This is a genomic window from Kitasatospora sp. NPDC093558, from assembly GCF_040683475.1.
Lineage (GTDB): Bacteria > Actinomycetota > Actinomycetes > Streptomycetales > Streptomycetaceae > Kitasatospora.
Genome location: NZ_JBFBDY010000004.1, coordinates 1 through 13,820, shown reverse-complemented (window position 1 = coordinate 13,820; position 13,820 = coordinate 1). Strand labels below are relative to the sequence as shown.

General features: G+C 73.6%; 18 protein-coding genes. 2 read left to right on the top strand and 16 right to left on the bottom strand.

What is annotated here, in order from left to right; all coding sequences use genetic code 11:
• Positions 1–37: 37 nt before the first annotated feature.
• From AB0O00_RS00985 to AB0O00_RS00910, 16 genes are all read right to left on the bottom strand, one after another.
• The gene (locus tag AB0O00_RS00985) at positions 38–766 is read right to left on the bottom strand and encodes a VIT1/CCC1 transporter family protein (RefSeq protein ID WP_363647763.1); all 729 of its coding nucleotides are present in this window, start codon (positions 764–766) and stop codon (positions 38–40) included.
• A gap of 156 nt (positions 767–922) precedes the next feature.
• Positions 923–1,933, bottom strand: a complete 1,011-nt coding sequence (lgt, locus tag AB0O00_RS00980; RefSeq protein WP_363647707.1) for a prolipoprotein diacylglyceryl transferase — start codon at positions 1,931–1,933, stop codon at positions 923–925.
• 150 nt (positions 1,934–2,083) lie between these two features.
• Positions 2,084–2,947 (bottom strand): thioredoxin domain-containing protein, encoded by an 864-nt coding sequence (locus AB0O00_RS00975; RefSeq protein WP_363647705.1) that lies wholly within the window; start codon positions 2,945–2,947, stop codon positions 2,084–2,086.
• Positions 2,948–3,009: 62 nt separating this feature from the next.
• The gene (locus AB0O00_RS00970) at positions 3,010–3,504 is read right to left on the bottom strand and encodes a MauE/DoxX family redox-associated membrane protein (protein ID WP_363647703.1); all 495 of its coding nucleotides are present in this window, start codon (positions 3,502–3,504) and stop codon (positions 3,010–3,012) included.
• A gap of 203 nt (positions 3,505–3,707) precedes the next feature.
• Positions 3,708–3,953, bottom strand: a complete 246-nt coding sequence (locus tag AB0O00_RS00965; protein ID WP_363647701.1) for a hypothetical protein — start codon at positions 3,951–3,953, stop codon at positions 3,708–3,710.
• A 243-nt stretch (positions 3,954–4,196) separates the two neighbouring features.
• The gene (gene trpA / locus AB0O00_RS00960; protein WP_363647699.1) at positions 4,197–5,021 is read right to left on the bottom strand and encodes a tryptophan synthase subunit alpha; all 825 of its coding nucleotides are present in this window, start codon (positions 5,019–5,021) and stop codon (positions 4,197–4,199) included.
• 1 nt (position 5,022) lies between these two features.
• On the bottom strand, positions 5,023–6,273 hold the full coding sequence (gene trpB, locus AB0O00_RS00955) for a tryptophan synthase subunit beta (protein ID WP_363647697.1): 1,251 nt from the start codon (positions 6,271–6,273) through the stop codon (positions 5,023–5,025).
• 49 nt (positions 6,274–6,322) lie between these two features.
• Positions 6,323–6,472: a hypothetical protein gene (locus AB0O00_RS00950; protein ID WP_363647695.1), complete on the bottom strand. Its 150-nt coding sequence runs from the start codon at positions 6,470–6,472 to the stop codon at positions 6,323–6,325.
• A gap of 10 nt (positions 6,473–6,482) precedes the next feature.
• A complete protein-coding gene (gene trpC / locus AB0O00_RS00945; protein WP_363647693.1) occupies positions 6,483–7,289 on the bottom strand; it encodes an indole-3-glycerol phosphate synthase TrpC in 807 nt (268 codons plus the stop codon).
• Between the two features lie 304 nt (positions 7,290–7,593).
• On the bottom strand, positions 7,594–8,034 hold the full coding sequence (locus tag AB0O00_RS00940; RefSeq protein ID WP_363647691.1) for a DUF2752 domain-containing protein: 441 nt from the start codon (positions 8,032–8,034) through the stop codon (positions 7,594–7,596).
• A gap of 87 nt (positions 8,035–8,121) precedes the next feature.
• On the bottom strand, positions 8,122–8,385 hold the full coding sequence (locus AB0O00_RS00935; protein ID WP_363647689.1) for an HGxxPAAW family protein: 264 nt from the start codon (positions 8,383–8,385) through the stop codon (positions 8,122–8,124).
• A 228-nt stretch (positions 8,386–8,613) separates the two neighbouring features.
• On the bottom strand, positions 8,614–9,243 hold the full coding sequence (locus AB0O00_RS00930) for a TIGR02234 family membrane protein (protein WP_363647687.1): 630 nt from the start codon (positions 9,241–9,243) through the stop codon (positions 8,614–8,616).
• Positions 9,244–9,269: 26 nt separating this feature from the next.
• Positions 9,270–9,746, bottom strand: coding sequence for a Uma2 family endonuclease (locus AB0O00_RS00925; RefSeq protein WP_363647685.1), 477 nt, complete (start codon positions 9,744–9,746; stop codon positions 9,270–9,272).
• A 40-nt stretch (positions 9,747–9,786) separates the two neighbouring features.
• On the bottom strand, positions 9,787–11,310 hold the full coding sequence (locus AB0O00_RS00920; RefSeq protein ID WP_363647683.1) for an anthranilate synthase component I: 1,524 nt from the start codon (positions 11,308–11,310) through the stop codon (positions 9,787–9,789).
• 51 nt (positions 11,311–11,361) lie between these two features.
• On the bottom strand, positions 11,362–11,733 hold the full coding sequence (gene hisI / locus AB0O00_RS00915; RefSeq protein WP_350741272.1) for a phosphoribosyl-AMP cyclohydrolase: 372 nt from the start codon (positions 11,731–11,733) through the stop codon (positions 11,362–11,364).
• A 106-nt stretch (positions 11,734–11,839) separates the two neighbouring features.
• Positions 11,840–12,328, bottom strand: a complete 489-nt coding sequence (locus AB0O00_RS00910; RefSeq protein WP_363647681.1) for a hypothetical protein — start codon at positions 12,326–12,328, stop codon at positions 11,840–11,842.
• 106 nt (positions 12,329–12,434) lie between these two features.
• Here AB0O00_RS00910 and AB0O00_RS00905 point away from each other — a divergent pair, with 106 nt between their 5' ends.
• Positions 12,435–13,016 (top strand): hypothetical protein, encoded by a 582-nt coding sequence (locus AB0O00_RS00905; RefSeq protein WP_363647679.1) that lies wholly within the window; start codon positions 12,435–12,437, stop codon positions 13,014–13,016.
• A 25-nt stretch (positions 13,017–13,041) separates the two neighbouring features.
• Positions 13,042–13,686, top strand: coding sequence for a TIGR03085 family metal-binding protein (locus tag AB0O00_RS00900; RefSeq protein WP_363647677.1), 645 nt, complete (start codon positions 13,042–13,044; stop codon positions 13,684–13,686).
• Positions 13,687–13,820: the final 134 nt, after the last annotated feature.

Sequence of the window (13,820 nt, the reverse complement as noted above, 5' to 3'; positions counted from 1 at the left end):
TGTGTCATTCCACAGCCCCGCCGGTCGCTACGCCCGGTCACCCCACGTGCCCGCCGATGAGCCAGCCCAGCAGGTACGTCACACCCGCGGCCGCGCCGCCCAGCACCAGCTGCCGCACCCCGCTGAACCACCAGCTGCGCGCCGTCACGCGGGCCACCATGGCACCGCAGCCGAAGAGCCCGGCCGCCGCGAGCAGCATGGCGGGCAGCAGCGACGTCGCACCCAGCAGGTACGGCAGCAACGGCAGCAGCGCGCCGAGCGCGAAGCAGACGAACGAGGACGCGGCGGCGACCAGCGGCGAGGGCAGGTCGTTGGGGTCGATGCCCAGCTCCTCGCGGGCGTGGATCTCCAGCGCCTGGCCCGGGTCGGCGGACAGCTGCCGGGCCACCTCGTGGGCGAGGTCCGGGTCCACCCCGCGCGACACGTACAGTTGCGCCAGCTCGGCCAGCTCGCCGTGCGGGTTGCGGCTCAGCTCCAGCCGCTCGGCCTCGATCTCGGCCTGGACGAGCTCGCGCTGCGAGGCCACCGAGGTGTACTCCCCCGCCGCCATCGAGCAGGCGCCGGCCGCGAGCCCGGCGAGGCCGGTCAGGATCACCGTGCCGTTGGACGCCGCACCGCCGACCACGCCGGTCATCAGCGCGAAGTTGGAGACGAGGCCGTCGACCGCGCCGAACACCGCGGGCCGCAGCCAGCCGCCGTTGACGTCCCGGTGGTGGTCCGCCGCGGGTATGCGGGGGTGGTGCCCGGCCTCGGGCTCAAGGATGATCGCGCTCACGGTTCTGCCCCTCCGTCTACGTTCGCCTGCCTCGAACGTAGCCCGGTTGACCTGGGCATTTCCAGCAAAGTAAGGCTTCCCGAACGATGCTGAGGCTGCCCTTCGCAGTGCTCGCGAAGGGCAGCCTCAGTCGGAAGAAGAGCCTGGTCAGATCGGGTTCTTGGCGTCCTTCTCGGCCTTCTTGGCCTTCTCGGTCTCCGCGGCGGCCGGCTCCTCGGCCGGCTCCTCGGGCGCATCCCCGTCCAGGATCCGAGACGGCTTCTCCCCGTCCACCGTCTCGCTCGGCTTCTCACCCGCCGGCTTCGCCGCCACCGGTTCCGCCGCCTCGTGCGCGGCCGGGTCGACGCTCGCCGGGTCCTCGCGGCCGGGCCGCTTCCTGCCGACGATCACGAAGTACGCCACGGCGCCGATGAACACCACGATCGACGTCCAGTCGTTCAGCCGCAGGCCGAAGTAGACGTGCGCCTCGTCGATCCGCAGCCACTCGGTCCAGAACCGGCCCACCGTGTACGCGGCCACGTACAGCGCGAACGCCCGGCCGTGGCCGAGCTTCCAGCGCCGGTCCGCCCAGATCACCAGCAGCGCGACCGCGACGTCCCAGATGGACTCGTAGAGGAAGGTCGGGTGGTAGACGCCCGTCACGACCTCGCCGCCCGGCAGCGTCTTGTGGATCTCCAGGCCCCACGGCAGCGTCGTCGCCCGGCCGTACAGCTCCTGGTTGAAGTAGTTGCCCCAGCGGCCCAGCGCCTGCGCGAGCGCGATGCCCGGCGCGATGGCGTCGGCGTACGCGGGCAGCGGCACGCCCCGGCGGCGGCAGCCAATCCAGGCGCCGACCGCGCCCAGGGCGACCGCGCCCCAGATGCCGAGGCCGCCCTCCCAGATCTTGAAGGCGTTCCAGGGGTTCTTGCCCTCGCCGAAGTACAGCTGGTGATCGGTGATCACGTGGTACAGCCGGCCGCCGACGAGGCCGAACGGCACGGCCCAGACGGCGATGTCACCGACCGTGTGCTTGGCACCGCCCCGGGCGACCCAGCGCTTGCTGCCGAGCCAGACGGCGGCGACGACACCGAGGATGATGCAGAAGGCGTAGGCGCGCAGCGGGATGGGTCCGAGGTACAGGACGCCCCGCGACGGGCTGGGAATGTAGGCGATATCCATGACAGCTCCGACGCTACAGGGTCGGCGGCTCCCGCCGGACACCCCCGGGGTCACAGAAACCGAACAACAGGTGGCGGGTCCGCCCGGGACGGCGGGCCGCCGCCCCCTCCGGACGGGGAAGGGGCGGCGGCAGCGGGTGGCGCGGGAGGCTCAGCCGGCGTTCGGCGAGGGGTTGTTGGCCTCCGAGGCGGCGCCGGTGGGGGCCGGCGTCTGCCCGTTGGAGCCCGGGGTGCCCAGCTGCTTGCCCTGGTTGGCGGCGTCCACCCACTTCGCCAGGTTCGCCGGGGTGATCTCCTCGGTACCGTTCTTCGGGTAGATCGGCTGGCCGTTGAGCAGCACGGTCGGGGTCGACTTGAAGCTGGACTTGTCGAAGTCCTGCTGCACCGAGGAGACCCAGCCGCCGAACTTGTTGTCGTTGACGCAGGACTCGAAGGCGGGCGTGTCCAGCCCGTCGACCTGCTTGGCGAGGTTGATCAGGACGGCCTTGTTGCCGAAGGCGTCGTTGGTCTCGTCCGGCTGGTTGCGGTAGAGGACGTCGTGGAAGTCCCGGAAGTGCCCGGCGTCCTGGGCGCAGGCCAGGGCGTTGGCGCCGTTCTTGGAGCCCTTGCCGGGCACCGCTCGGTCGATGAACGAGACGATGTGGGCGTTGGTGTAGATCTTGCCCTGGTCCTCCAGCTGGTCGATCGTCGAGGAGAACTCGCGCTCGAAGATGCCGCAGGCGGGGCAGCGCGGGTCCTCGTAGACCGTGAGGACGGACGGGGCGTTCGCGGAGCCGACCGGGATGACGAGGTTCTTGTCGCCGACCGTGCCGGCCGGGGCGGCGGCCGGGGTCTCCGGCTTGGAGCGCTGGTTCTGCACGACGACGCCTACGACGACCGCGGCGGCGATCACCGCGAGCACCGAGCCGCCGACGATGAGCTTCTTCCTGCGCCGCCCGGCGGCCTCGTCGGCCGCCCGCTGCTCCCGCATCCGCTCGCGGGCGGTGCGCTTGCCTTCTCGGTTCTTCTCGCTCATTGCCTTGACATCCATCGGGGAGGACCTCGGTCGGGGGTTGGGGTGGGGTGGGCGCACGGTGGTCAGCCGGCCAGCCAGCCGTCCACCGAGAACTTGGTGCGGGGCCGCCACAGCAGCCACCCGGCCAGCAGCAGGAACCCGGTGTCGCGCAGGATCTCCTGGAGGTACTCGGTCTGCGAGGCGTCCACGTGCCCGCCGCCTCCGAAGCAGCCGCAGTCGATGGAGATACCGCGGGCCCAGGCCGAGCCGATCCCGGCGATGAAGGCGAGCAGCAGCAGCGCGGAGACCCCGGCGACCAGCCGGACGCCGAGGCCGATCACCAGCAGCAGGGCGAGCGCCAGCTCCAGGAAGGGCAGCCCGTAGCCGATCGGCTTGACCAGCCCCTCCGGCAGGATCTCGTAGGCGCGGACGGCCTGGGCGGCCTCCGCCGGGTCGGCGATCTTGGCCATTCCGGCCCAGCCCCACACCACCGCGAGCCCGAGCCGGACGGCGGTGCCGGCCCACTGCGTCCACACCGGCACGGGTCGGCGCGCGGGCGGCGCGGAGTCCGCGGACACGGATCCGCCGGGCTGCGCTGCCGGGCCGGCCATCAGGGAACCCCCATCGGGAAACTCGTTCACTTCCTGATGAACCGTAAGGGATGAAGCCCGGTTCCTCCGTATTCAGGAATTAAGCCGTATGGGTGACACCTGATGACGTTCTGTCCGATTCCGATCAAACGTCTGTACGACCAGGGCAACTCGGCGCGCACCCCCGCGCGCTACCGGCAGATCAGCGGGCGCCCCGGGTCGACGAGGTCCACCCGGCCCTCGTGGTGCCGGTGGGAGTCCCGCGTGGCGGCCCCCCAGCGGGCCGCCTCGGCGCACACGGACGCGTCCCGCTCGGCCCGCTCGGCAGCCGCCCTGGCCAGCGCGTGCCCGACCTCGGAGTGCGCCCCGACGGCGGCGCCGAGGGCCAGGGCGGCCGCCGCCGCCCGCAGCAGGACGGCTCGGTGGAAACACCTCACCGGCTCACCCCTTCGCTCGCCCCCGTGCACGTCGTTCGTGCACTCGTCCCTCCACTCAACGCCGGTCAACCGCGGCTGATGCGTGTGCCCGCCAGTGTTCACCCGTTCGGGTTCTCTGCGAAGACCTGATGACGCTTCACCCTCCCCCGAACAGCCGACGGTCGGCAGCTCCCCCAAAAAAAAGCCGACGGCCCGTCGCTCCCCCAGGAGCGACGGGCCGTCAGCCGTCTCGACCGGTGCGCGTCAGCGTCGCCGCACGCCCTGCGCCAGCTCGCCGGCCAGGGCGCGGACGGCGTCGAGCGCCGCCGGTTCGTCCCCGTCGGCCGCCAGGATCCGCTTCACGAACGCCGAGCCGACGATCACGCCGTCCGCGAAGGCCGCCACCTCAGCCGCCTGGTCCGGCGTGGAGACGCCGAGCCCGACGCAGACCGGCAGGTCGGTGGTGGCCCGGGTGCGGGCGACGAGGTCCTCGGCGAGCGAGCCGACCGCGCTGCGGGTGCCCGTCACGCCCATCACCGCGGCGGCGTACACGAACCCGCTGCCGGCCGCGGTGACCTCGGCCAGCCGCTGGTCCTTGCTGCTGGGGGCGACCACGAACACGGTGTCCAGACCGTGCTCGTCCGCCGCCTTGCGCCACTCCTGCGACTCCTCGACCGGCAGGTCCGGCAGGATGCAGCCGGCCCCGCCGGCGGCCGCCAGGTCCGCGGCGAAGCGCGCCACGCCGTAGCGGTCGACCGGGTTCCAGTACGTCATCACCAGCACCGCCGCTTCGGGGTGCGCGGTGGCGACCTCCTGGACGGTCCGCAGCACGTCCTTGATCCGCACGCCGCCGCGCAGCGCGATGTCGTCGGCGGTCTGGATGACGGCGCCGTCCAGCACCGGGTCGGAGTGCGGCAGGCCGACCTCGACGACGTCGCAGCCGCCCTCGACCAGCGCGTTGATCGCCCGGATGCCGCCCTCGACGGTCGGGAAGCCGGCCGGCAGGTAGCCGATCAGCGCGGCGCGGTCCTCGGCCTTGGCCGCCGCGAGACGGCCACTGAGCTTGCTGGCACTGAGCTTGCTCGCCATGTCACTTACCCCCGTCGGCCGCGTCGCCGGCCGGCTCGTCGTACAGGCCGAAGTACTGGGCCGCGGTGTGCATGTCCTTGTCGCCGCGCCCGGAGAGCGAGACCAGGATGGTGGCCTCCGGCCCGAGTTCGCGGCCGAGCTCCAGGGCGCCGGCCAGCGCGTGGGCGCTCTCGATGGCCGGGATGATGCCCTCGGTGCGGGAGAGCAGACGCAGTGCCTGCATCGCGGCGTCGTCGGTGACCGGGCGGTACTCGGCCCGTCCGGTGTCCTTGAGCCACGCGTGCTCCGGGCCGACGCCCGGGTAGTCGAGGCCGGCCGAGATCGAGTGCGACTCGATGGTCTGGCCGTCCTCGTCCTGCAGGACGTAGGTGCGCGAGCCGTGCAGCACGCCGGGGTCGCCCTTGGTGAGGGTCGCGGCGTGCCGGGGGGTCTCGGCGCCCTCGCCGGCCGCCTCGCAGCCGATCAGGCGGACGCCGGCGTCCGGGATGAACTCGTGGAAGATGCCCATCGCGTTGGAACCGCCGCCGACGCACGCGACGACGGCGTCGGGCAGTTTCCCGGTCCGTTCGAGCACCTGCTCGCGCGCCTCGACGCCGATGACGCGGTGGAAGTCGCGGACCATCATCGGGAACGGGTGCGGCCCGGCGACGGTGCCGAACAGGTAGTGCGTGGAGTCGACGTTGGCGACCCAGTCGCGGAACGCCTCGTTGATGGCGTCCTTGAGCGTCCGCGAACCGGACTTGACGGCCACCACCTCGGCGCCGAGCATCCGCATCCGGGCGACGTTCAGCGCCTGGCGCTGGGTGTCGACCTCACCCATGTAGATCGTGCAGTCGAAGCCGAACAGCGCGCAGGCGGTCGCGGTGGCCACGCCGTGCTGGCCGGCGCCGGTCTCGGCGATGATCCGGGTCTTGCCCATCCGCCGGGTGAGCAGCGCCTGGCCCAGCACGTTGTTGATCTTGTGCGAGCCGGTGTGGTTCAGGTCCTCGCGCTTGAGCAGGATGCGCGCGCCGCCCGCCTCGGCGGAGAAGCGGTGCACGTCGGTCAGCGGGCTCGGACGGCCCGTGTAGTCCTTGAGCAGGGCGTCGAGCTCGGCGGTGAAGGCCGGGTCGGTCTTGGCCTTCTCGTACTCCTCGGCGACCTGCTCGACGGCGGCGACCAGCGCCTCCGGGATGAAGCGGCCCCCGTACGCGCCGAAGTAGCCGCGGGCGTCCGGCACGTGGGCGCCGGACTGGTGGTCCTTGTCGGACATGGTGGGTTCCCTTGGGGAGATGACGACAGTGACGTCTCGTGGCCGGTGATCAGCCGAACGTCCCGCGCCATCGCCGGCCGGGCACCTGCCCGGGCTCGCAGCCGATGACGTACCGCACCCGCCGCCCCAGCACCCGGCGTGCGGGCGCGCGGCAGCCGCGCGGGCGGCAGCCGGGGGCGAGGCGGGTGGCGATCTTCATCTGCGGCCGCTCAGTCCTTGTGCCGCACGGCCGGGTGGGCCCCGGCGGCGACCAGGTCGGCGACCGCGGCGCGCGGGTCCTTGCCGGTCACCAGGGACTCGCCCACCAGCACCGCGTCCGCGCCGAGGTTGGCGTAGGAGATGACGTCCAGCGGGCCGCGCACGCCGGACTCGGCGACCTTGACGATGCCGTCCGGGATCGCGTGGACGACGTTGCCGAAGGTGTCGCGGTCGACCTCCAGCGTCTTCAGGTTGCGGGCGTTGACGCCGATGATCCGCGCCCCGGCGTCCACCGCGCGCTTGATCTCCTCCTCGTCGTGCACCTCCACCAGCGGCGTGAGGCCGATCGACTCGGCGCGCTCGATCAGCGACACCAGGGCCGGCTGGTCGAGGGCGGCGACGATCAGCAGCGCGAGGTCGGCGCCGTGCGCGCGGGCCTCCCACAGCTGGTAGGCGGTGACGATGAAGTCCTTGCGCAGCAGCGGGGTGTCCACCGCGGCGCGGACGGCGTCGAGGTCCGCCAGCGACCCGCCGAAGCGGCGCTGCTCGGTCAGCACGCTGATCGCGGCGGCACCGCCGGCCGCGTAGTCGGCCGCCAGGGCGGCCGGGTCGGCGATCGCGGCCAGTGCGCCCTTGGACGGGCTGGAGCGCTTCACCTCGCAGATCACCCGGACCCCGTCGCCCCTGAGGGCGGCGACGCCGTCCTTGGCCACCGGGGCCTTGGCGGCGAGCTCCTTGAGCTCGTCCAGGGAGACCCGGGCCTGCCGCTCGGCGAGGTCCTCACGGACCCCTTCGATGATCGTGTCGAGCACACTCATGCGCCTACCTCGCTTCGCTCGCCAGGCGCTTCGCGCAACGCGCACCTGTCAATTGTCCTCCCCCAGCCTGCGGCCGGGGGGACCCCCATGCTCCGCTCGCTCACGCGCAGTGCCCCCATCATTTCCGCTAGTTCGCTAGCGAGGAGCCGTCCGGGCAGAGGCCCGGCGGCACTTCGATGGTATCGGCACCCGGGGGCGCGAACCTCATCAGCCCGGCGCGCGTCTCGCGGACCGGACGCCCCCTGGCGCGGCCCCCAACTGCGACTTCACCGCTTCTCCACCCGCAGTCGCGCGGCTCCCCCGCTCAGACCAGCGGCGGCGCCAGCCCCGCCCCGACCGGCAGGTTGCGCACCACCGTGAACACCAGCACCAGCAATCCGATCAACGCCCAGCGGCGCGCCCCGAGCGAGATCCCCGGCACCGGCCCGACCGTCAGCGCGGCCCAGGCCCAGCGCAGCCACATGACCCCGAGGACGGCGAACAGGAGCACCGCGACGGCGTTGTCGTGCAGCGCGGCGGTGAGGTCCCCGTGGGCCAGCGCGTGGACGCAGCGCAGGCCCCCGCAGCCGGGGCACCACCAGCCGGTCGCGGCCAGGAAGGGGCAGCTCGGGTAGTGCCCGGGTGCGTTCGGGTCCACCACGGAGACGTACACGGCGGGCACGGCCGCCGCGGCCAGCGCGGCCAGGGGCGGGCCCAGCCGGCGCAGCACGGGCGGCGGGGCGGAGGCGGTGGGGGCGGCGTTCACGCCCCCGATTGTGCCCGGTGTGGGTGGCGGGGATGCGAAAACGGCGGGCGTGGCGCCCGCCGTTCTGCCATGCGAAGGGTGTCGTCGTCAGGCGGCGACGGCAGCGCGCGCGGCGCGGGCCTCGGTCTGCTCCTGGACGGACGTGTAGACGTTGGTGCTCGGCTGCTTGCCCATGCCGGCCATCGACATGGCCTTGCCGACGATGCCCGCGACGACGACGACCGCGAGACCGGCCACGACCAGCAGCGGCGACGGGAGGATCATCGCCACGCCCGCGATGGCGAAGCCGACGAAGGAGATGACGACGCCGGTCCAGGCGGCGGGAGTGTGGCCGTGTGCTGCTGCTGCCATCGATGGTGCTCCTTGGCTCTCGGGGCCCGGCCGGGCCTGCGGGGCCGCCGGCGGGTTTGACGGAATCCATTGTGCCGGGCCACACGTCGGCGACCCAAAGCGGGTGGCGGGTCTATCGCGTCACACACGACGGCCGGGGGCGAGCCCCGGCGGTCACCGGCCCGTCGCCTGAGACCGACCCCTCGACCATCACCGGCCCGCGGAACGGCTGGACCCGGCCAGACCCGGCTAGACCGTCGTCGGGTCCTCGCCGCGGTCCAGCGCCTTCCACAGGTCCGCCGGGGTGTCCGCGCCCTTCGCCGGGGCCTTCCCCGGGCCCTTCGCGGGGGTCTTGCCGGTGGGCGCCTCGTAGCGGCTGCCCATGGCCGGCCAGCCGCGGCCGAACCGCAGCGTGAGCAGCCCGGCGACGGCGAGCAGCACCCCGCCGGCCACCGCGACCCACGGCCAGCCGCTGTGGCCGACCTCGGTGGCCGTCGAGCCGGCCAGGGCGAGCTTGCGGGCGGCCTCGGCGTCCAGCGCGGCGGTGTCGCCGGAGCCGGCCACCGCCGTGGCGGCCACGCCGAGCCCGGCCAGCAGGGTCAGCGCGCCGACCGCGAGCCGTCCGGCGCCGCGCACGGCGAACACCGCGATGGCGGCGGCCAGCCCCACCAGGGCCAGCCCGCCGGGCAGTTCGGAGATCTTGCCGCCGGTGACGGACACCTCCAGGGTGCCGGCCCGGCCCTGCGCCCAGTCCCGGCCGACCGAGGTCAGCACCAGGACGGCGCTCAGCACGGTCAGCAGCAGCATCATGCCGAGCGTGCGCCGGCTCGGCCGCGCGGCCGGGGCGGCGTCGGGTGCGGGGTTCTGGTCAGCGCTCACCCGTCCACTATCCCCCGGCCGCGTTCTCAGGCCGTACCCGGGGTGGGGCGCTCCGCGGGGAACTCGTCGGTCTGGAGCACGAGCGTCCGGTCCCCGAGCGGCAGGAAGAGGTCGTTGCCGAACGGCACCCGCTCGGCCTCCCGGTACACGCCGCTGGGCGAGGGCGCGGTGTGCACGGTGCAGACGGCGGCGGCCGGGTCGACCAGCACGTACAGCGGCACCCCGGACTCCGCGTATGCGCGCGCCGCCGGGCCGTGGCCGCCGCCCGGGGCCGCCACCTCCAGCACGGCCTCGACGGACGCCCCGTCGTAGCGCCCCCGTCCGTTGTGCCCGGCGCCCGCGGCGATCACCGCCAGATCGGGGGTGAGGCCGTCGGGCGCGGCCGGGAAGTCGATCGGGACCTGCGACAACACCCGTCCGTGGCCCGCCAGTTGGGACCCGATCTGGACGGCGGCGGCGAGCACGGTCAGCCACCGCAGCTCGTCGTGCGGCACCTCGGACATCCCGGCCGCCTCCCTTGCGTACGTGTGGGGCCCGGTGGGCCTACGAAAGCTCCGGCGTCCGCAGCGTATTGGCGGTGGCGATCGCCCGCAGCACGGCGGCCGCCTTGTTGCGGCACTCGGTGTCCTCGCCGTGCGGGTCGGAGTCGGCCACGACACCGGCGCCGGCCTGCACGTACGCCGTGCCGTCCCTCAGCACCGCGGTCCGGATCGCGATCGCGGTGTCGGAGTCGCCGGCGAAGTCCAGGTAGCCGACGCAGCCGCCGTACAGGCCGCGGCGGGTGGGCTCCAGTTCCTCGATGATCCGCATCGCCCGGGGCTTGGGCGCGCCCGAGAGGGTGCCCGCCGGGAAGCACGCGGTCAGCACGTCGAAGGCGGTCCGTCCGGGCGCCACCTTGCCGGTGACGGTCGAGACGATGTGCATGACGTGGCTGTAGCGCTCGATGTGCATGAAGTCGACCACCTCGACGCTGCCCGGCTCGCAGACCCGCCCGAGGTCGTTGCGCCCGAGGTCGACCAGCATCAGGTGCTCGGCCCGCTCCTTGGGGTCGGCGAGCAGTTCGGCGGCCAGCGCCGCGTCCTCGTGCGGGCTCGCGCCGCGGTGGCGGGTGCCGGCGATCGGGTGCAGCATCGCCTCGCCGTCGGTGACCTTGACGAGCGCCTCCGGGCTGGAGCCGACCACGTCGAAGCCGCCCTCCGCGCCGCCGTCCGGGCCCGGGAAGCGGAACAGGTACATGTACGGGCTCGGGTTGGTGGTGCGCAGCACGCGGTAGACGTCCAGCGCGGAGGCCGGGCAGGGCGCCTCGAAGCGCTGCGAGGGCACGACCTGGAAGGCCTCGCCGGCCCGGATCCGCTCCTTGATCACGTCCACCGCGGCCCGGTAGGGCGCGCCGCCGAACGGGGAGCGGACGTCGCCGGGGCCGGCCGGGGTGAAGGTGGCGAGCCCGGGGTCGACGGGCCCCCGAAGGTCGGCCTCCATCGCGTCGAGCCGGGCGACCGCGTCCGCGTGGGCCTCGTCGACGCCGCTGGCGAGGTCGTTGTGGTTGACGGCGTTGGCGATCAGCAGCACCGTGCCGTCGACGTGGTCCAGCACGGCGAGGTCGGTGGCGAGCAGCATGGTCAGCTCGGGGAGCCCGAGGTCGTCCGGGTTGAGGTCGGGCAGCTTCTCCAGGCGGCGGACGACGTCGTAGCCGAGGTAGCCGACCAGGCCGCCGGTGAGCGGCGGCAGGCCGTCGTCGGCGTAGCGGGGGGTGTGCAGGGCCGCCAGGGCGGCGCGCAGCACCTCCAGCGGGTCGCCGGTGGTGGGGATGCCGACCGGCGGGGCGCCGAGCCAGCGGGCGTCGCCGTCCGGGCCGACGGTGAGGGTGGCGGCGCTGCGGACGCCGACGAAGGAGTAGCGCGACCAGCTGCGGCCCTGTTCGGCGGACTCCAGCAGGAAGGTGCCGGGCCGCTCGCCGGCCAGGCTGCGGTAGAGGCCGATCGGGGTGAGGCCGTCCGCGAGGAGCCTGCGGGTGACCGGGATGACCCGGGTGTCGACGGCGAGCTTGCGGAAGGCTTCGAGGTCCATGGCGGGCGGCACCTTCTGGTCTGGTCGGCTGGTCGGCTGGTCGGGGTGGGGTCAGGCGAGCGGGAGCACGTCGGCGTCGAAGCAGGTGCGGTCGCCGGTGTGGCAGGCCGCGCCGGTCTGGTCGACCTTGACCAGCAGGGTGTCGCCGTCGCAGTCGAGCGCCACCGACTTGACCGCCTGGACGTGCCCGGAGGTGTCGCCCTTGACCCAGTACTCGCGGCGGCTGCGGCTCCAGTAGGTGCAGCGGCCGGTGGTGAGCGTGCGGTGCAGCGCCTCGTCGTCCATCCAGCCGAGCATCAGCACCTCGCCGGTGTCGTACTGCTGCGCGATGGCGGGCAGCAGGCCGTCCTCGGTGCGCTTGAGGCGGGCCGCGATCGCGGGGTCCAGGGCGGTGGTGCCGGGGGCGGCGGGTGTGGTGGACATGGGGACATTGTGTCAGCCCGGCCGGGGCCGCCGGTGCGCCGTCCGCATCGCGGCCGGTGCAGGTCAGCGGGGGCGCTCGCAGCCGGGCGCGTGTAGCCGGCGGGCGCTAGCTGGGGCGCTCGCAGCCGGCGGGCCAGATCCGGTGGACGAACAGGCCGGCCGCCTGGGCCAGGCCGGCGACCCTGGCCGGGCCGTTGCCGGGCTCGCCGTCCCAGGGCCGGCCGTCCCAGACGGCGATCAGCTCGTCGATCATGCCGACGAGCGCCCGCCCGGTGTCGTCGCCGAGGCCCCCGCGCTCGGCCGAGGCGAGGCGGTGGACGGCACTCGCCTCGTTCATCAGCTGCAGCCGGGTGGCCCGGTGGTGGTCGTCGGCGCGGCCGACGATCGGGGCGCTCGCGGGGACGATGATCTCCAGCTTGCCGCCGTGTTCGAGGACGGAACGGGCGAACCAGCTGTCCGGCCCCTCGTCCGCACACGTGACACCGACCAGCTCGTACGAGCCGAAGGTGGTGACCAGCTGCCAGAGGTCGCCGCGGACGAGCATCTCCGTGATACCGCCCGACAGGCCCTGGTGGCCGGTGATTCCGACGCGCATTCCCAACTCCCGGGATCGTGTCGTGCCGCCGGGAGCCTATCCAATGCGGGGACGAGTTCGGCCAACCACCTGCCGCGGGGCAGCGCTTTGGGCCATCCTCATGGCCATGACCTCCGAGCAGCCGCCGCCCGCAGCCGCCGGCTCCCGCCCGTCCCGCGGCCTGGTCCTCACCGTCGGGGCCGTCCTCGTCGCACTGCTCGCGGTGGTGGCCACCGTCATGCTCTGGCCCGACGACAGGAAGCCGGCCGCCGCGCCGCCACCGCCCACTCCCACGGCCACCCCGACGCCGACGCCGACCCCCACACCGACGCCCACCCCCGCGCCGACCCCGACCCCGCCGTACGCCTTCTTCCCGGTCGGCACCTGCTTCGACCACCCGCAGCTGACCCCGGCCATCGCCCGGTCCGAGGAGCGGCCCTGCACCGGCGAGCACGACGGCGAGGTGATCGCCGATCTCAAGCTGCCCGAGGGCCTCAGCGGCGACCTCAAGATCAACCTCGCGATGCTCGACGGCTGCCGGGAGGCCGAGACCGCCGCCAAGGCCCGCCAGGGCGACAACCGCACCTACTACGGGCGCCCGGTCGGCCCGACCATGGCCAACTACCAGCAGGGGTGGCGGGATTACACCTGCGCGCTGACGATCAGCACCCGCCAGGGCGGCCCGAAGCTCACCGGCCACCTCCGCTGACCCGGCCACGTTCTAAGGTGACGCCATGTCGAACCACGCCCTCGCCGAGCGTCACCGCCTCGCCGAACTCCTGGCCGCCGCCGGTCCGGACGCCCCCACCCTGTGCGCCGGGTGGACCACCCGCGACCTCGCCGCCCACCTGGTGATCCGCGAACGCCGGGCGGACGCGGCCCCCGGCATCCGCGTCGGCGCCCTCGCGGGCTGGACCCACCGGGTGCAGTCGGCCTACGCCGAGCGCCCCTACGACGAGCTGGTCCGCCTCTTCCGCTCCGGGCCTCCGGTGCTCTCCCTGTTCGCCCTCCCCGGCGCGGACGAAGCAGCCAACACCGTCGAGTACTTCGTCCACGCCGAGGACGTCCTGCGGGCAGCGGACGACTGGACCCCGCACCCCGTCCCGCCCGGCCGCGCCGAAGCCCTGTGGCGCCGCCTCCCCCTCCTCGCCCGCTTCGAAGCCGGCCGCCGCTCCCCCGTCCGCCTGGAACTCCACCACCCCGACGGCCGCACCATCACCACCGGCCCCACCGGCACCCCCACCGTCCACCTCACCGGCGAACCCGGCGACCTGATCCTCTTCACCTACGGCCGCGGAGCCCGCACCACCCTCGACGTCGACGGCCCATCCGACGCCATCGAGGCCCTCCGGCACGCTCTTCCGCTGCCGGCCCAGTAGGACATCGAGAAATGCGGGGGTGGTTGATGGGGGGAATCCCGCCGGCAAAACCCCCAAAAAAAGCCCCCGCCCACTGGCTCACATAAAAAAGGGAGGGCCAAGAAAAAAACAAACGACAAACCGAGGGGGGGCCC